Source organism: Pedobacter sp. NJ-S-72 (assembly GCF_053890575.1).
Map to the genome: position 1 here is coordinate 675,913 of NZ_CM132681.1, position 15,779 is coordinate 691,691.

Consider the following 15,779-nt stretch of genomic DNA (forward strand, 5'->3'; position numbering starts at 1 on the left):
TTTAAGGACCCATTGATGGTGACGGGTCATAATAACCATCTCCTTTGCCAGGAAATATCACCATAGCAATTGCAAATAGTATGATAGCGAACAGGATTAGAAAGACTATAAATCGAATCACGCGCCCGGTAAATTCGGGATCTTTTGGTTTAGGTGGTCTGTTTTTTATTTCTGACATAACAATGAAGTCATATATAGAATTTCATGTTCTATTTCTTTTATTTAAACTTAACTATTTCAAATTTCTTGTATTGACTAATTTTAGTCCCGCCATCGTAATAAACTGTATTGCCTGTTAACGCACCCCAATCATTATATGTGTATTTATTAATAATATTAAAACCTTCCATTTTAAATTGATCAACTATGGTCTGTCCCTTAGCATCCAGCTCTTGCTCCCGTACACTTAAAACCTTATCAGTTCCTTTTATAAACAGTAGTGATAGTATGATATTTATCCTTTTTAACGATTTCAGCTCTGTATATTATTCTATCATTTTGATCAAATGTTGTTGCGCCAGTATTTTCACCATTTACGTATATATTTAAATTCCTGGAAATAAGCTCGCCATTTTTATCGTAAGAAATATACTCTGCAAATTTGCCGTCCGAATTAAATTTGTATTTGATTTTACTTTCTAATTTGCCGTCTCTGTAAGTGTAAGATTCACTTTTTTTGTTATTCACGTATATATTTTCAAAAACTTTTACATAGCGGATAACAGATTTACTCGAATCCCCGGGATAATTCATGTTTTATCTGAGTCCATTTTATTAGATTACCATTTGCATCAAAAGTATTTATAGTGGAATCTGTTGGAGGATAGGCTGTAGAATCTTTGCGATGATAAATTAATTGAGCTATTAAATTTCCTTTGGAATCATATTCATCAGAACTAGCCAGAAATCTTGTAGTCGAATCAACTGCTCCAGACTTGTACTCGTATTCATAAGCTTGAATAAAATGCACCTTATTTTGAACTATATTCTGTTTGAGCAAACTATCCTTATCATTTTTTTTGATATCAGCTTTGCAGGCAGCGGAGCATAAAACGGCAAGTAAAATATAACAGTATCTTTTCATTCTGGTTAATTGTATTTAGCCAAATGTACTAATGTCTGTCTGAATATACATTTGATTTCTTTGTAGCCGGAATAATAGCTATCTATGCAAAAAGAATTATTATTTATCGACCTCTTTAAGCCGGAGATTTTCAGGCTGTTATTCATCAATGGGGTATTCGAAATTTTCAGATCAGCAATTACTTGGCTTATTAAAAGAGGGTGATGAAATTGCTTTTACTGAGATTTATGACCGCTACTGGAAGGTCATGTATCTGCATGTTTTTCGGATGGTCAGAGATGAGGAAGAATCGAAAGACATTATTCAAGAGCTTTTCAGTACGTTCTGGCAAAAAAAAAGAGACGATACAAAGTACCAATATTGGCGGTTATTTATATGTTGCAGCAAGGAACAAAGTCCTTAACCTGGTTCAGCAAAATAAAGTCCGCAGTGATTATTTAACTTCCCTTGGCAAGTTTAGCCACGAAATGAGCAATGTTACGCTTGAGCAGATAGATGAGAAAGATCTGGCGCAGTCTCTGGAAAGGGAAATTGCAAAACTTCCGGACAAAATGCGGATCATCTTTGAGTTAAGCCGTAAAGAGAATCTCTCTCATAAGGAAATTGCATTGAAACTCGGATTATCGGATAAAACGGTTAAAAAGCAGGTTAGTAATGCTTTAAAACTAATTCGTAATAACCTTGGGGTAACAGGAGCCAGTATTTTATGGCTGATATTTTTAAGATGAAAATTATTTTAAATTCATCTACTACCATGGCTTCTTTCAACTGTCTCTCTATTATACAAGGATCATTCTGAGTAATTAGCTATGCAAAAAGAGGAAGCACTTTATTTACTGGAAAAATACAAAAAAGGTACAGCAACGGCTCAGGAAAGGGCTATTGTTGAACACTGGTATTCAAATGAAGTTAAAGCGCAGCAAAGCGTTGTTCTGGAACAGGAGGTGGATCACTTGAAAGCGGAATTATGGTCTGGGATATTGTCTAAAACTGGGTTACAAGCAGCACCATCCCGTAAAATGAACTTTACACTTTGGTCTGGTCTGGCGGCAGCGGCAGTTTTTATCTTAATCGGGGCTGGGGTATATTTGTTTAATTATAATACTAAAACTAATCAGCAGGTTGAGCAATTGGCTAACGATGCAAAACCTGGTTCTGCTAAAGCTTTACTGACGCTGTCTAATGGACAAAAGATCAATCTTGATGGAGCTGCGGATGGTAAAATTGCAGAACAACAAGGAGTAATTATAGCTAAAACCGCTGATGGACAACTGATCTATGCACAATCATCAGAAACTAAAAAAAAATAACCTCAGAAATTTTATATAATACAGTTGAAACTCCAAATGGAGGAGAATACGGCGTCAAACTTCCTGATGGGACTAAAGTTTGGTTAAATGCAGGATCTTCTTTAAAATATCCAACAATTTTTGCCGCTCATGAACGTAAAGTTGAACTGACCGGTGAAGGTTATTTTGAGGTGAAGCATGACCAGAGTAAACCTTTCAGAGTAATTACACCAGGTACTGGCGGTAACGGACAGCAGGTAGAGGTATTGGGAACGCATTTCAATATCAATTGCTACCCGGATGAAACGACTATTCATACCACACTGCTTGAAGGCGCTGTCAGAATTTCTGAGCTGGACGGCAAAATCCAAACTGCTTAAACCTGGTGAGGAAGCACTTAAACAAGCAGGTAGTTTCAAGATACAACCCGCCGATCTGGATGAAGTGATGGCCTGGAGAAATGGAAAGTTCAAATTTAATGATGAAGATATTGTCAGCATCATGAAAAAGATTGCCCGCTGGTACAATGTCAGTGTGGAATATCAGGACGAAAAAATTAAAAGCGAACGTTTCAGCGGTACTATTTCCCGTTCTGAGAATGTTTCGGAGTTATTGAAAAAACTAGAGCTGACTAATACCTTTCAGTTCCGGATTCAGGGGAATAAAGTGATTCTCTCGAAACCCAAAACAAAAAATCAACCAACCAACCAAGAACCCTAAACTAAATTAACGAACCACATGAAAATTCAAAAAAGAGATCCCTGAACGCCAGTTCCAGAAGCAATAAAAGTCAGGGCGGGTGCAACCGCTACCTGACTAAATGCTTAGGTCTTTCCTGTTAAAAAAATTAAGCCAATAGTCTTAACAAACCTAAACTAAACAAATGTATAAAACTTATACTTGGTTATGTATCCCCTTGGGCTACAAAATTAATTTTGCTGGTCACCACCCCCTTATCCAATTCAAGATAAGCCAGGAACTTAAAAAACGAATTATTATGCGTTTTAATTTTATTGCGCTCTTGTTTTGCACTTGCCTCGTTCAGGTTAGTGCGGGCTCCTTTGCTCAAAAAATCACACTCCGGAAAAAGAATATCACACTGGATATTGTCTTTAAAGAAATCACTAAACAAACAGGTTATGATGTAATCTGGCAACAGGACAAGCTCAAAAGCAGTCATGCTATTGATGTTTATTTTAATAACGCACCGCTCAATGTCGTGCTTGACGCGATCTTTAATAAAGAGCCCTTAACCTATGCGATTGCGAATAAAACTATTGTCATCAAGCTTAGAGAAGTGCCGGAAAACCAATCTGGCTTTAATGCCATCGCCCCTGGCGAGGTCAGAGGAATAGTAAGGGATGAAAAGGAGAGATCTGATCAGCGGGGCTTCGGTAGTCGCTATCAATAAAAATACAAATGGCAGGGCGGTTACGGCTACGGGAAAGGATGGAACATTCCGCTTTCTTAAATTACCGGCAGGTGCTTATAGTTTTACGATTACTTATGTGGGATATGCTCCTAAAACTGTAACGGGAATGGTCAGAAATGATCAGCCGCTTATGCTGTCAGTGACGATCAAAGAAACCACCATCACACTCGACAACGAAATTGTGGTTACCGGAACCGGGATTACCCGCAAGAAAGACAGCTTTACAGGTGCTACTGTGACTTTTACGGGCGATCAGCTAAAAGCTATCGGCAACAATAATATTATCCAGAGTTTGCGAACGATGGACCCGTCTTTTTTGCTGATAGAAAATAACCTGACAGGTTCTAATCCGAATAAATTGCCTCAGATAGAAGTACGTGGAAAAACAAGTATCCCAAGTGCGACTTTAAAAGATCAGTTTGCGACAGATCCAAACCAGCCTCTTTTTATTCTGGATGGATTTGAAACTACGCTACAAACAATAGTCGACCTGGATATGAACAGAGTTGCCGCTGTAACCATTCTTAAAGACGCGGCTTCCACCGCATTATATGGTGCCAGAGCATCTAATGGGGTGGTAGTCATACAAACTTTAAAACCAAAGACAGGAGAATTGCAAATCACTTATACCAATGACTTCAGATTGGAAAATCCTGATCTCTCCGGATACAACATGATGAATGCGGCTGAAAAGCTGGAGTTTGAACGTTTATCAGGGAGATATGCAAGTAGTTATCCCACTGCTGATAGTCAATTTTATCTGGATCAGTTATATAACAATCACTTAACTCAAGTTAAACGGGGAGTGAATACCTATTGGTTAAATGAGCCGATTCAAACTGGTATCTCTGAAAATAACTCTGTTTATGTAGAAGGAGGTTCTTCTGAATTTACCTACGGTGTCGGGGCTAATTATAAAAACCAGAAAGGAAAGATGAAAGGTTCAGGCAGGGATACCTGGAGTGGGAGTATTAATCTCTCTTACCACAAATCTAAAGTGAGTGTGAATAATATTTTGTTTGTCAGAGGATTCAAATCGAAAGAGTCTCCCTATGGATCTTTCTCCGATTTTGTTAATGCAAATCCCTACTTTTTAAAAGATGCCTCTCAAAGGTATCTCGAGGTAAGCCGGACTGTAAATAGTGATTCACTGCGTATTAGCAATCCGCTGTATAATGCCCAGCTTCCTTCAAAAAACAGCAGCAGTAACCTGGAAGTGCAGAACAATTTACAGATTAATTATAAAATAATGCCAGAACTGCAATTGCAGGGTGGTTTGCAATTGATTAAGGGAAGTACAACGGCTGAGATCTTTAAATCGCCGGAAGATAGCTTTTTTGATAATGTCTCCGTATTAAAACGCGGGTCTTATAGAAATGCTAAAAGTGATAACTTTTCCTACCAGGCAAACGCGCTGCTAACCTATGGAAAAGTTTTGGAGGGAAGCATTCGGTAACGGCAAATGCCCGTGCAGAGGTTAATAACAGAGAAGATCGTCTGGTTGCTTTTCAGGCAGAAGGATTTCCTCCCGGAAGTCTGGGCAACCCTGCCTTTGCTTATGGTTATGTTGCTAATAGTGCCCCTTCGGCCTCTTCCAGAGTATATAGAACCATAAATGCGACTTTATCTGCGAACTATTCTTATGATACCCGGTATCTGTTTGATTTTTCTTACCGTCTGGATGGATCTACAGCCTTTGGAAGTAATAAGCAGTTTTCTCCTTATTATTCAACTGGTTTAGGTTGGAATATACAGAATGAGGCTTTTATGAAAGGCTCAAAATGGGTAAACAGGTTAAAGTTGTATGCAAATATTGGGATCACTGGCAATCAGAATTATGGAAATATAACTTCTGTTTCAGTTTATGATTATAACAGTAATGCTAATTATAACCAGTTTGGGCAAGGCTTAACACTTAACACACTGGGAAACGAACCTGGATCCGCAAAAGACTACTCAGATTAGTGGTGGGCTGGATTTTTCCCTGTTCAATAACCGCCTTACCGGATATATAAATGCGTATAATAAATACACAGATCCATTAGTGGTTTCGGCCAATTTGCCATCCTCCACTGGGGCATTTAGTTACCCTTTAAATATTGGTAATTTAAATACAAGAGGCGCAGAAATCAAATTAGGATATTCCCCAATTTATAACATGGAAAAGGGCATCGTATGGAGCCTGAATATTACGGGTAGTCTGTATAAAAGCAAGTATGGGGGATTTGGTAATGCTTTAACTGGTTTAAACAAGCAGCAGGAGGTAAGTCAATCATTATTACGTTTTACGGATGGCCATAGCCCTGATGATATCTGGGCGGCAAAATCACTGGGAATTGATCCTGCAACAGGAAGGGAAGTATTTTTAACCAAAGACGGGCAACATACATTTGACTACAATGCAGCAAATGTTCAGTCAGTTGGAAAAATACGCTCCTACAGTTGAGGGCGTATTGAGTACCAATCTTTTCTATAAAGGGTTTAATTTTGGTATTTATGTCCGTTACAGACTCGGGGCTGATATTTTTAATACTGCTTTATATAATAAAGTAGAGAATATTTCCTATTCAGATATTATTAATAATCAGGACAAAAGGGCTCTATATGACCGCTGGCAGAATCCAGGCGATATTGCCAGGTTTAAAGCTATTTCTCTGACCAGTACAACACCTATGTCTTCACGTTTCGTGCAGAGGGAAAACAGTATTAGTGGAGAGTCTATTAATGTGGGGTACACTTTTGATCATAAAATTTGGTTGAAGCATATAGGGATGAGTTCACTCAATCTTACCGCTATTGCAAATGATATTTTCAGGGTGTCGACAGTACTAAGCGAGCGGGGTATTGATTATCCCTTTGCCAAAACAGTATCATTTAGTTTAAGAGCTTCATTTTAAATCAGCAAATTATGAAAAGACAATACTTTAAGTTGATGCTGTTTATCAGCATTTCAGCCTGCCTGTGCGCCTGTAAGAAATACCTGGATGTAAAACCTGAAGATAAAATTTTGGAAGAGCAGGTTTTTTCCAATAGAACTGGTATTAATAATGCCCTGAATGGACTATATATTAATCTTTCTAAGAATAGTTTGTACGGTGACAACCTTACCCTTTCTACTGTTGAAATATTGGCGCAGCGTTACAATATCAATCAATTAAACTCTCTTTATCAGATGAGCCTTTATGCCTATACTGATAAAACGACAGCTGCAAAAATTGATGAGATATGGACAAATGCTTATGCCACTATACTTAATGCGAATACATTTATAGAAAATTTAGATAAATACAAAGGTGTATTAGATGCTAATTCGGATTCTCTTTATCATGGAGAGGCGACAGGCATAAGAGCAATGCTGCACTTTGATCTCCTGCGTTTATTTGGCCCTGTGTATAACACTTCAGATTCTGTTAAGGCTTCCATTCCTTATTATCAACATAGTAAAACGACTATAAATGACCTGCTTCCTGCAAATAAAGTATTAGATCTTATTACAGCAGATCTGGCCAGGGCTGAGCGTTTGTTGAAAAATGATCCGGTAATTAAAAGTGGAGTATTACCCGGTAGTTTACAGGATGGTAATGACTTTTTGCGCAACCGGAATTACAGGATGAATTACTATGCTGTCAAAGCATTACAGGCAAGAGTAAATATTTACCGTGGGAATATGCCAGCAGCATTGCAAGCGGCACAGATACTGATCAGTAATGCAGATAAATTCAAGTGGACAACTGTTGCCAATGCTTTAAATGAAAAAGCCAATCCAGACAGGGTTTTTAGCACGGAGATTATTTTCGGTTTGCAAAACACGCAGTTATATACAAACTATGCGAATGAGTTTGATCCTGCACTGGAAGACAGCAGAATATTTTCAGCTATCCCGGACAGGCTGGCTACAGTTTTCGAATCAAACGAGAATGACTATCGTTATAAAACCTGAATTGGGTAGTTCCATCAAACGGTGGTAAGGTCTATCGTACTTTTTATAAATATGCAGATGTATTCGATAAAACCAAATCATTCCGGTTTACTATTCCATTAATTAAAATAAGTGAGTTGTTTTATATCGCTTCAGAATGTACTCCAGACCCGGTTCAGGCATTGACTTATTTAAATAAAGCACGAAATAATCGTGGGTTGTTAGATCTTACGGATGCTGCCACACTGAGTGAAGAGTTGAAAAAAGAGTATCAGAAAGAATTTTTCGGGGAGGGGCAGCTCTTTTTTTTACTATAAAAGAATGAATATCAATTCAATACCAAATGGATCTTCAGGAAGTGGAGATATAACAATGAGCGCAGCTACTTATGTTTTGCCTCTTCCGCTTTCAGAAACACAATATCGCTAAATCACAGAAACATGAAGAAAATTACTTATAGCATTTCCGCATTGCTGATTTTAATAACAGTTGTTTCCTGTAAAAAGCAACTGATGACTTATGAAGGAGGATTACCCGACATCTACTTTAACGAACCGGCGAGGTTACCCGCTTATAGTGGAGAGGTTCTGACTGATTCGACGGACTTATCTTTCTCCTTATCTACAGTGACAGATTCTATCAAAAAGATAGTAGTTGCTGTAACAGGTGCTCCTGTTGACCATGACAGAGCATATACCCTGGTGGTCAATCCCGTATCAACGGCTGTTGAGGGTACGCATTATACGGCATTGCCCAAAATGCTGACTATCAAAAAAAATAAACTCCTGGATACTATTCCTGTTAAATTTTTCCGTACCGCCGGTTTGCGGAGCCAAACCGTTACCCTCGTCCTGGATCTTCAGGCTAACTCAAATTTCATTAACCAGATGAAAAATAAAGTTTTAAACCAGTTGACAGGAAAGGCGTTGAGTTTCATCACTTATAGGATATATGTTAATGATATCCTGAAAAAACCGGAGTTATGGTTCGATGGGTATTTAGGCGAGTTTACCCAAAAAATTATACTTAATTCTGGAAGTTTTAAAGGTAACACCCGCCTATTTGGATACAACCGCCTCTTTGGGCGAACAGGGGGCTTATGGAAGTTATTTGCAGAGATATCTTAACGATAAAAAAGTTGCTGGCCAAACTATATACGAGGATGACGGAACCGAAATGATGATGGGGCAATATGTACAATAGTTTTATTTATCAAAATCAAACGATCATGTTTAAGACAAAATATATTTACCTACTTATTATTGCTGCTGTAGCACTCTCTGCCTGTAAAAAGGATCCGGGGAATTATGTTTACACTGAAGTCAATAAAGTGGAATTCAGCACTCTGGGGAGTCAGGATACGGTTACGGCCACTTATGGTGTCAGATTTATCCTGAAACCTGAAGTTAAATTTACAGCGGATCAGGGAACTGATACCACCAGGTATAGCTATTTGTGGATCTATGAAGGGCCAAATGGGCTTGGAGGGAGTACCAACTACACTTACGCTAAAAAAAAAGATCTGGACGTAATGATGGCACTGGCTCCTATGAACTATGCTTTTTTGTATAGCATTACTGATAAAACTACAGGAATCAAGTTTACCAAAAGATTCCAGTTAAATGTGAAAAATGAAATTAATGAAGGGTGGTTGTTAAATACTGAGGTAGGGGGAACAGCCCGCCTGGATATGCTTTCTAAAAAAAAGGATGGAAGTTTTAGTCTCATTACCGACCTGCTGAAGACAACGACCTCTGGGCTGGTACTGAATGGGAAACCGATAATGGTTTATACCTATAGTACGGGGCTGCTCATTGGCCCTGATGAAATTTCATATGGACTGTATATTGGCACAGATCAGACCACAACCAAAGTAAATCCAGAATCGTTTAAATGGACGAAAACAATGGATCTTAAATGTGAGATGTTTGGGGCTATACCTGATGGATTTTATGCTGATGTCATTAAACAGGCTTCGGGGGGAGAGTCCTATATGCTTGGCAAAGGAAATGTTTATTTTATTACCGCGCTTATAATCTTTTTTATGCTACCCCGATAAATTATATAGATGTTGAAAAAAGGGCATTTACAGTTGCCCCTTTTATTGCTAATGATGAGACTTCTTTTGATGTTCCGGCTATTTTTTATGATCAAACGAACAGAAGGTTTGTAAAACATACTCTACCGGCGGGTTCTTGTACTACCATTCCTGAATCTGCTGATAAATTATTTAGTTTTTCTACAGGTATGGATCTTTTACATATGGACTGGGTTAAGTTTAATGGGGGAGAAGTTTTTGCCATTTTAAAAGATCCCAATTCTTCTAAAAAATACCTGGCCCGGTTTAACAGTAAAACTAATTCCCAATCCTATTACGCAGAGATTACAGGAACTGATTTTGCGCAGGCGGAGCAGTATGCGGTAAGCCCTGATATGGGATACTTGTTTTATACTGTAGGCAGTAAGGTTTATGAGTACGATATGTCTTTAAAGACAACCTCGCTGATGCTGGACAAAGGGAGCTCTAAAATTTCTTTGTTAAAATTCCAGGTATACAAGTCCTATCGCAAATATAAAGATGGCAACAAGCTGATTGTTTGCAGTTACGATCCGGCGGGTACGGAGGGTGCAAATGGTAAAATGGAGCAATTCATTGTGCCTCCTCTTAATGGTGGTCTGCAACTATTTCAATCCTATACAGGCATGGGCAAAATACAAAGCATAAACTACAGAGAACGTTAAACCACTAAAATCAAAATTATGAATATGATCAAAGTATGCAGCATGATGCTGTTGTCTCTGTCGGCCTGTGCTGCAGTGGCCCAACAACCAGTTGAAATTACTGGTTTAATTAAAAAACGTACTGACAAACCAGTAAAACTTTTTAAAGTATTAGAAGGTGAAACTATTGAAACATTCACGGCGAAGCCTGATAAAGATGGCAGGTTTGGTTTTGTTTTCTATCCTGAGTATGAAGGATTGTATGCGGTTGGCACAGGTAATGAAATGATGAGTCCTAAATGATAACTATAAGTTCTATTTTAAAGGTGGAGACAAACTTTCTTTGACTTTGCTGGATTCAAGTTATGTACTCAATGGTAAGCTCAATTCTAAAGAAAATGTGATACTTACTCAATGGCATGATCTGGTAGATCCACTAGAGCAGAAGGCTATTAACTTTAGCAAGACCCAGAGTACTTACGTTGATTTTTTTCCTCAGCTGGAAGCTACAGCGGTGAAAGCGAAAACGTTCTTAAAGGGTAAGACGACTGGGAATAAAAGATTTGATTATGCTGTTCAAGGGATTATGAATTTAGATATGGCCTCTTATGCGACTAACTTTTTGAATACTCCGCGCAGTGCTCATCCTTCGGTAGAAGAATACAGCCCCTATTACAGTATGATGAAAACCATTGATTTTTCAAAAAATACGAAGCAGGTTTACAGCTATCCATGGGGGCAGCGGGTATTATCGGGTTTAATTAGTGTTGATATGAGAAAAGATGGTGTCAAATATAAAAAGGGGGTGGAAGGTATGAAAGATTTCTTTGCTTATTTAGCAAATGATACTTTAAAGGGTGATATGGTCTTACAAACAGCATCGGGCTACAAGAGTTTTATAGATTATCAGGGACTAATGGCTGCTTATGGTAAATATGTGCTGACTAAAGAACAGAAACTGAAAAATGAAAAGATTATGTCTCCTTTACTGACTTATAAACCTGGAGAAGCGAGTCTTAATTTTTCTTATCCTGATCAGCAGGGAAAAATGGTAAGTATGAAAGACCTGAAAGGTAAAGTGGTTCTGATTGATGTCTGGGCAACTTGGTGTGGTCCGTGTAAGGGCGAAATTCCTCATCTTAAAAAATTAGAAGAGGAAATGAAGGGTCAGAATGTGGAGTTTGTAAGTATTTCTGTAGACGAAGCTAAAGACAAGGATAAATGGCTGAAAATGATTGAAACTGATCAGTTGGGCGGTACGCAATTATTTGCTTCTGGATGGAGTGAGATTGCTAAGCATTATAAAAAATTACCGGAATTCCACGTTTTATGGTTTTTGATAAAGCAGGGAAGATTGTAACGGTAGATTCTCCAAGGCCGTCGAGCCCTGAATTAAAAGCTTTATTGGAAAAAACATTGCTTGATTAATGAGTTATTTCTGTTCTACACTAAAAAAAGCGTGCTTTTCCGGTCTTTTCTTTTGTGCTGCCTTTGTTTATCCATCGGCGGCACAAAAGAGTGCTGTGGATGCCGGACTAATAAAAAATGCGGGGCTGTTAAAAGTAAAATTGCCTGTTGAAGTGAGTAATGGCTCTATTATTATCACGCTTAAACTGAATGAGACCAGCAGGCCGCTACGGTTATTATTTGATACTGGAGCTGATGGGATGGCTGTTTCACAAAGGCTGGCCGATTCGCTCGGACTGAAGGTAAGCCGTAAACAGCAAACGTCTGTTGTTGGTGGAAATCTGGAGATCTCAGTTTCTGAAGGTAATACTGTACATCTGGGGGGCTTTGCTGTTGAAAAAAAAATCAGAGCATAGCGATTTTCAAAGAACTGGATCATGGTACTGATGGTTTGATCGGCAATGCGATTATCAAAAGATATATCACAAAAATTGATTATGATAAAAAAGAACTTTCATTATATGAGCCGGAAGGTTATCAGTATGAGGATGCGGGGCAAACGATACCAATAACTTCTCCCAATGGACTATTTATTCTGCCGGGAACAATAAGTGTTACTCAGGATAAGCCTAAAAGTGGCTCTTTTGCCTTTGATACGGGTGCATCTTATAGTTTGATTTGTTTCAGGCCATTTGTGAAACAGAATCGTTTGCTGGTTGATGGATTTAAGTCTGATTATAATGCCAGCACCACAAGTATGGGGGTAAATACGCCTACTTTTACTGGAAAAGCATTTTCTTTTTCGTTTGGAAAGGTGATGGAGGCGAAAAACCTACTGGTCACTTTAATGTCTGGTGGCGGAACATCAGAAAACTGGAACCCTAGTTTTGATGGTTCTTTGGCGCAAGACTGATTAGTAAATATAATTTCACGATCAATGTGCGGAAAATGGAAATTCATCTGACGCCAAATCATTCTTATGGCTATCCTGCTGATTTTGTGCTGGGTGAATACCTGGTAGGGTTTAATGAAGATGGAAAACTTCAGGTGTTTGATAATATTAAGTTCAATGCGCAGGCAACGCTTAAAAAGGGATGTATTCTGGAGACTGTAAATCGGGTGAAGAGTATAGATATGATCAGTGATCCTGTAAAAATTGAGCGGTTAATTTTATCTTCAAAAGGGGATCAGTATTCTGTTGAATATTTTAAAGATGGCAGGTTACAGCAGGACTTAATCCGGAAGTAGATCTGTTGGGCCCCGAAACTGTTATTTCGGGGCCTTTTTATTTCAAACAATAGATGATAAAGATTTGTTCTTGATTAAACGGCTGTTTTACAGGAGGTTTAAAATGAGAGCGCTCAATCTTTATTTGTCTTGCAAGTGTTTTATAGTGGGAGCTTTTATTGTGCTTGTAGCCAGCTCTTGTGGGGTTAGACGACCTGCGGCTAACAGTATTGTTAAAGATAATCCCCGTGATTTTAAAACCCAACTCTCCCGTAAAGATAGTCTTGCCGATTATAGAGATAAAAAAGCTTTAAAAGCGGCTCAGCAGGAAGAAAAATTACGTGCAGCTTTCAAAGAGATTTTAGAAGCTAAGTTAGCTGACTTGCCTTATCCTGAACAAATTAGCAGTTTTTATGAAAAAGGGGGATATCAGCTTGTCATGGTGCCAAGGTTTCTTCCGGATCATCAATTGCAAAATTTACTGGAATATTTGAATAGTTCTGATCAGCATGGATTGGATGCCAAACGGTTTCTTGTAAGCGATTTTAAAAATGAAGTGGATGACGTGAGTGAGTATAAATCGTCGGATACGGTTAAGATTCATCGCCGGCTGGCAAAGCTGGAACTGGCTTTCGTGAATTCTCTGCTCAGGTATAGTATGGCCCTGCAATATGGGGTTACTGACCCCTCCAAAATTTATGAGCATTATGCTGTACCAACTTTATTGCCTGATAGTAGTTTTGTTATGAATGTTCTTGATATACATAACCTTAAAAACTATCTGGATAGTATACAGCCAAAAGACAGGACTTATCGGGCCTTACAGAAAGCGTTGGTTAAGTTAGAACAGGATACTGTAACTGCAAAACCGTTAACGGTTAAAAATAAAGTGGATGCTAAAGAGCGGCTGAAAGCAGAAACTAAGTTGAGCCTTAAAGAAGAAGCGAAAAAGAACGTTAAAAAAGTGACTAAAAAAGGTGTCAAAGAAACGGTAGTGAAGCCGCTTAGCAAAGAAACCAGGGATAGCATCAGAGAACATACCCGGCAAACCCTTGTGGTCAATATGGAAAGGTTAAGGTGGAAAAATAAGCCTGCTGAACAAAAATATGTATTGGTAAATATTGCGGATTTTAGCCTTGATGTAATGGATATGGGGAAATCAGTATTACATATGAATGTTTGTGTTGGAGAGCCGGGTGATAAACAGACTCCGCAGATTGGTAGTATGATCAAACTTGTACAGATCAATCCGGTTTGGAACATCCCGCAAAGTATTGCGCGGAACGAGATTTCGAAGTATGCTGATGATGACCGGTATTACTTAGCTAATAATAATATCAAAACTTTCAAAAAAGGCAAGCTGGTCAGAGATACGGAGTCGATAGACTGGGCAACTGCTGATATCAGTGAATATTCATTTCAACAGCAGCCGGGATCGAAAAATTCATTAGGCAGGATCAAATTCCTTTTCGCGAACGCTAGTAGTGTTTACCTCCACGATACACCTGTCAGGACTGTTTTTAAACAGAAAAACCGGGCAATAAGCCATGGTTGTGTGCGTGTAGAAAAGCCGCTGGATCTGGCTTCTGCATTGTTTGGGAAAGATGATAAGTATAATCTGATCAAAAGCGGAATGGAAAGTGGTTATCCGCGTGCAAAATTTATTGGTTTACCTCTCAGCAGGTTCCAATCCGGTTGTTTTATTATACAGTATGGCTGAATGATAAGGGTGTTGTCCAGTTTGCTAAGGATATATATGGCCTTGATCAGGTGGTCTATGAAGGCATGCAAAATGTCAGATAGCCGACTTTGTTGTTGAGTATCAATAAGGATAATTATTATTTTTTGAATTAAAGGTTCTTGTTTATATATTGACTGGTATCTTCGGGCGGGTTGCCCATTTTTATAAGATAAACCAATTGATAATTTATATGCCAGAGAATATTGCTGTTGAGAAATTTGTTTTGCAAAGAGCGGGGGGCTGTTTCCTGCTGCTATAGCTGTGGTGAACCAGCCCCTTGTTGTATTAAAAGAATTAAGTCGTTCATTTTTGCATATGAATGAGCTTAGTTTTTTTGATACACTAAAGGTATCTAAGGTACAGCATAGTTATTTATTGGGAAGGTACGCGGCTAAAAGAGCTTTAGGTGCTTTTACTGATAATCCTGTTTTGACAGATGCACAGGTGTCTTCAGGAATATTTCAGCAGCCCGTATTATATTTAGCTAATGGTGGTAATATACAACTTAGCATTGCGCATACCAGTGAAATGGGGATAGCGGTAGTTTTTCCGGAAGGCCACCCAATGGGGGTAGATGTTGAGACTGTTGATGAGAAACAAAGTGAAACAATCAGAGAGGTTTTAACTCCCGGTGAGCTGAATAAACTTGGTTTGATTCATATCGATGTAAATAACAGTCTTACTTTATTATGGACGATGAAAGAGGCACTGTCAAAGGTGTTAAGGACAGGTTTGATGACTCCTTTCCAGTTGTATGAGATTGAAAGTGTTGAGCATAAGGGTGATGTTGTTATTTGCAATTTTATAAATTTCCCTCAGTATAAGGCATTGTCATGGTTATCAGGGAATCATGCCTGGTCTATCGTTTTACCCAGGAAAAGTACCCTGGATCTTGCTGTGATTAAGCGATTATATATTTGATGTTTAATTCATGTGCTCTGGTATTTATTTTTTCGGCG

At 38.5% G+C, this 15,779-nt stretch carries 24 protein-coding genes; 21 read left to right on the forward strand and 3 right to left on the reverse strand.

Features of this window, described 5'->3' with window-relative positions; all coding sequences use genetic code 11:
* Position 1 precedes the first annotated feature (1 nt).
* The 3 genes from ACWYN3_RS04450 to ACWYN3_RS04460 form a co-directional block, all read right to left on the reverse strand.
* Positions 2-178: a hypothetical protein gene (locus ACWYN3_RS04450; RefSeq protein ID WP_456220050.1), complete on the reverse strand. Its 177-nt coding sequence runs from the start codon at positions 176-178 to the stop codon at positions 2-4.
* Positions 179-417: 239 nt separating this feature from the next.
* Positions 418-753, reverse strand: coding sequence for a hypothetical protein (locus ACWYN3_RS04455; RefSeq protein ID WP_456220051.1), 336 nt, complete (start codon positions 751-753; stop codon positions 418-420).
* The gene (locus tag ACWYN3_RS04460; protein WP_456220052.1) at positions 728-1,084 is read right to left on the reverse strand and encodes a hypothetical protein; all 357 of its coding nucleotides are present in this window, start codon (positions 1,082-1,084) and stop codon (positions 728-730) included. Before ACWYN3_RS04460 ends, ACWYN3_RS04455 begins: the two co-directional genes overlap by 26 nt.
* Positions 1,085-1,287: 203 nt before the next feature.
* On the opposite strand from ACWYN3_RS04460, the gene ACWYN3_RS04465 reads away from it, so the two are divergent.
* The 21 genes from ACWYN3_RS04465 to ACWYN3_RS04565 all read left to right on the forward strand — a co-directional run bounded on the left by ACWYN3_RS04465 (position 1,288) and on the right by ACWYN3_RS04565 (position 15,741).
* Positions 1,288-1,812 carry a sigma-70 family RNA polymerase sigma factor gene (locus ACWYN3_RS04465; protein WP_456220053.1) on the forward strand — a complete coding sequence of 175 codons (525 nt, stop codon included), beginning with the start codon at positions 1,288-1,290 and terminating at the stop codon, positions 1,810-1,812.
* Between the two features lie 81 nt (positions 1,813-1,893).
* Complete coding sequence (locus ACWYN3_RS04470) at positions 1,894-2,394, forward strand: hypothetical protein (RefSeq protein WP_456220054.1); 501 nt, start codon at positions 1,894-1,896, stop codon at positions 2,392-2,394.
* Between the two features lie 8 nt (positions 2,395-2,402).
* The gene (locus tag ACWYN3_RS04475) at positions 2,403-2,753 is read left to right on the forward strand and encodes a FecR family protein (protein ID WP_456222883.1); all 351 of its coding nucleotides are present in this window, start codon (positions 2,403-2,405) and stop codon (positions 2,751-2,753) included.
* Complete coding sequence (locus tag ACWYN3_RS04480; RefSeq protein WP_456220055.1) at positions 2,701-3,093, forward strand: FecR family protein; 393 nt, start codon at positions 2,701-2,703, stop codon at positions 3,091-3,093. Before ACWYN3_RS04475 ends, ACWYN3_RS04480 begins: the two co-directional genes overlap by 53 nt.
* Positions 3,094-3,370: 277 nt before the next feature.
* Positions 3,371-3,784 (forward strand): STN domain-containing protein, encoded by a 414-nt coding sequence (locus tag ACWYN3_RS04485; RefSeq protein WP_456220056.1) that lies wholly within the window; start codon positions 3,371-3,373, stop codon positions 3,782-3,784.
* Positions 3,735-5,261, forward strand: coding sequence for a carboxypeptidase regulatory-like domain-containing protein (locus tag ACWYN3_RS04490; RefSeq protein WP_456220057.1), 1,527 nt, complete (start codon positions 3,735-3,737; stop codon positions 5,259-5,261). Before ACWYN3_RS04485 ends, ACWYN3_RS04490 begins: the two co-directional genes overlap by 50 nt.
* Positions 5,262-5,572: 311 nt before the next feature.
* A complete protein-coding gene (locus ACWYN3_RS04495) occupies positions 5,573-5,770 on the forward strand; it encodes a hypothetical protein (RefSeq protein ID WP_456220058.1) in 198 nt (65 codons plus the stop codon).
* Between the two features lie 19 nt (positions 5,771-5,789).
* A complete protein-coding gene (locus ACWYN3_RS04500; RefSeq protein ID WP_456222884.1) occupies positions 5,790-6,251 on the forward strand; it encodes a hypothetical protein in 462 nt (153 codons plus the stop codon).
* Positions 6,226-6,702: a hypothetical protein gene (locus ACWYN3_RS04505; RefSeq protein ID WP_456220059.1), complete on the forward strand. Its 477-nt coding sequence runs from the start codon at positions 6,226-6,228 to the stop codon at positions 6,700-6,702. Before ACWYN3_RS04500 ends, ACWYN3_RS04505 begins: the two co-directional genes overlap by 26 nt.
* 11 nt (positions 6,703-6,713) lie before the next feature.
* Positions 6,714-7,745 carry a RagB/SusD family nutrient uptake outer membrane protein gene (locus ACWYN3_RS04510; RefSeq protein ID WP_456220060.1) on the forward strand — a complete coding sequence of 344 codons (1,032 nt, stop codon included), beginning with the start codon at positions 6,714-6,716 and terminating at the stop codon, positions 7,743-7,745.
* Positions 7,746-7,861: 116 nt separating this feature from the next.
* Positions 7,862-8,041: a hypothetical protein gene (locus ACWYN3_RS04515; RefSeq protein ID WP_456220061.1), complete on the forward strand. Its 180-nt coding sequence runs from the start codon at positions 7,862-7,864 to the stop codon at positions 8,039-8,041.
* A 123-nt stretch (positions 8,042-8,164) separates the two neighbouring features.
* Positions 8,165-8,851 (forward strand): DUF4843 domain-containing protein, encoded by a 687-nt coding sequence (locus ACWYN3_RS04520; protein WP_456220062.1) that lies wholly within the window; start codon positions 8,165-8,167, stop codon positions 8,849-8,851.
* A gap of 101 nt (positions 8,852-8,952) precedes the next feature.
* The gene (locus ACWYN3_RS04525) at positions 8,953-9,783 is read left to right on the forward strand and encodes a PKD-like family lipoprotein (protein ID WP_456220063.1); all 831 of its coding nucleotides are present in this window, start codon (positions 8,953-8,955) and stop codon (positions 9,781-9,783) included.
* A 188-nt stretch (positions 9,784-9,971) separates the two neighbouring features.
* The gene (locus ACWYN3_RS04530; RefSeq protein WP_456220064.1) at positions 9,972-10,466 is read left to right on the forward strand and encodes a hypothetical protein; all 495 of its coding nucleotides are present in this window, start codon (positions 9,972-9,974) and stop codon (positions 10,464-10,466) included.
* Between the two features lie 18 nt (positions 10,467-10,484).
* Positions 10,485-10,748 (forward strand): hypothetical protein, encoded by a 264-nt coding sequence (locus ACWYN3_RS04535; protein WP_456220065.1) that lies wholly within the window; start codon positions 10,485-10,487, stop codon positions 10,746-10,748.
* A gap of 40 nt (positions 10,749-10,788) precedes the next feature.
* On the forward strand, positions 10,789-11,805 hold the full coding sequence (locus tag ACWYN3_RS04540; RefSeq protein ID WP_456220066.1) for a TlpA family protein disulfide reductase: 1,017 nt from the start codon (positions 10,789-10,791) through the stop codon (positions 11,803-11,805).
* 67 nt (positions 11,806-11,872) lie between these two features.
* The gene (locus tag ACWYN3_RS04545; RefSeq protein ID WP_456220067.1) at positions 11,873-12,268 is read left to right on the forward strand and encodes an aspartyl protease family protein; all 396 of its coding nucleotides are present in this window, start codon (positions 11,873-11,875) and stop codon (positions 12,266-12,268) included.
* Positions 12,269-12,303: 35 nt separating this feature from the next.
* Positions 12,304-12,765 carry a hypothetical protein gene (locus ACWYN3_RS04550; protein ID WP_456220068.1) on the forward strand — a complete coding sequence of 154 codons (462 nt, stop codon included), beginning with the start codon at positions 12,304-12,306 and terminating at the stop codon, positions 12,763-12,765.
* A 35-nt stretch (positions 12,766-12,800) separates the two neighbouring features.
* Positions 12,801-13,100, forward strand: coding sequence for a hypothetical protein (locus ACWYN3_RS04555; protein ID WP_456220069.1), 300 nt, complete (start codon positions 12,801-12,803; stop codon positions 13,098-13,100).
* 145 nt (positions 13,101-13,245) lie between these two features.
* Positions 13,246-14,799, forward strand: a complete 1,554-nt coding sequence (locus ACWYN3_RS04560) for a L,D-transpeptidase family protein (protein WP_456220070.1) — start codon at positions 13,246-13,248, stop codon at positions 14,797-14,799.
* A gap of 285 nt (positions 14,800-15,084) precedes the next feature.
* Complete coding sequence (locus ACWYN3_RS04565) at positions 15,085-15,741, forward strand: 4'-phosphopantetheinyl transferase family protein (RefSeq protein ID WP_456220071.1); 657 nt, start codon at positions 15,085-15,087, stop codon at positions 15,739-15,741.
* The last annotated feature ends 38 nt before the right edge of the window (positions 15,742-15,779 follow it).

Excerpts from the sequence above, each read along its gene's own strand:
- ACWYN3_RS04450 (WP_456220050.1), bottom strand. The coding sequence starts at position 178 with ATGTCAGAAATAAAAAACAGACCACCTAAACCAAAAGATCCCGAATTT.
- ACWYN3_RS04455 (WP_456220051.1), bottom strand. The coding sequence starts at position 753 with ATGAATTATCCCGGGGATTCGAGTAAATCTGTTATCCGCTATGTAAAA.
- ACWYN3_RS04460 (WP_456220052.1), bottom strand. The coding sequence starts at position 1,084 with ATGAAAAGATACTGTTATATTTTACTTGCCGTTTTATGCTCCGCTGCC.
- ACWYN3_RS04465 (WP_456220053.1), top strand. The coding sequence starts at position 1,288 with ATGAAATTGCTTTTACTGAGATTTATGACCGCTACTGGAAGGTCATGT.
- ACWYN3_RS04470 (WP_456220054.1), top strand. The coding sequence starts at position 1,894 with ATGCAAAAAGAGGAAGCACTTTATTTACTGGAAAAATACAAAAAAGGT.
- ACWYN3_RS04485 (WP_456220056.1), top strand. The coding sequence starts at position 3,371 with ATGCGTTTTAATTTTATTGCGCTCTTGTTTTGCACTTGCCTCGTTCAG.
- ACWYN3_RS04490 (WP_456220057.1), top strand. The coding sequence starts at position 3,735 with ATGAAAAGGAGAGATCTGATCAGCGGGGCTTCGGTAGTCGCTATCAAT.
- ACWYN3_RS04495 (WP_456220058.1), top strand. The coding sequence starts at position 5,573 with ATGAAAGGCTCAAAATGGGTAAACAGGTTAAAGTTGTATGCAAATATT.
- ACWYN3_RS04510 (WP_456220060.1), top strand. The coding sequence starts at position 6,714 with ATGAAAAGACAATACTTTAAGTTGATGCTGTTTATCAGCATTTCAGCC.
- ACWYN3_RS04520 (WP_456220062.1), top strand. The coding sequence starts at position 8,165 with ATGAAGAAAATTACTTATAGCATTTCCGCATTGCTGATTTTAATAACA.
- ACWYN3_RS04525 (WP_456220063.1), top strand. The coding sequence starts at position 8,953 with ATGTTTAAGACAAAATATATTTACCTACTTATTATTGCTGCTGTAGCA.
- ACWYN3_RS04530 (WP_456220064.1), top strand. The coding sequence starts at position 9,972 with ATGGATCTTTTACATATGGACTGGGTTAAGTTTAATGGGGGAGAAGTT.
- ACWYN3_RS04535 (WP_456220065.1), top strand. The coding sequence starts at position 10,485 with ATGAATATGATCAAAGTATGCAGCATGATGCTGTTGTCTCTGTCGGCC.
- ACWYN3_RS04545 (WP_456220067.1), top strand. The coding sequence starts at position 11,873 with ATGAGTTATTTCTGTTCTACACTAAAAAAAGCGTGCTTTTCCGGTCTT.
- ACWYN3_RS04555 (WP_456220069.1), top strand. The coding sequence starts at position 12,801 with ATGGAAATTCATCTGACGCCAAATCATTCTTATGGCTATCCTGCTGAT.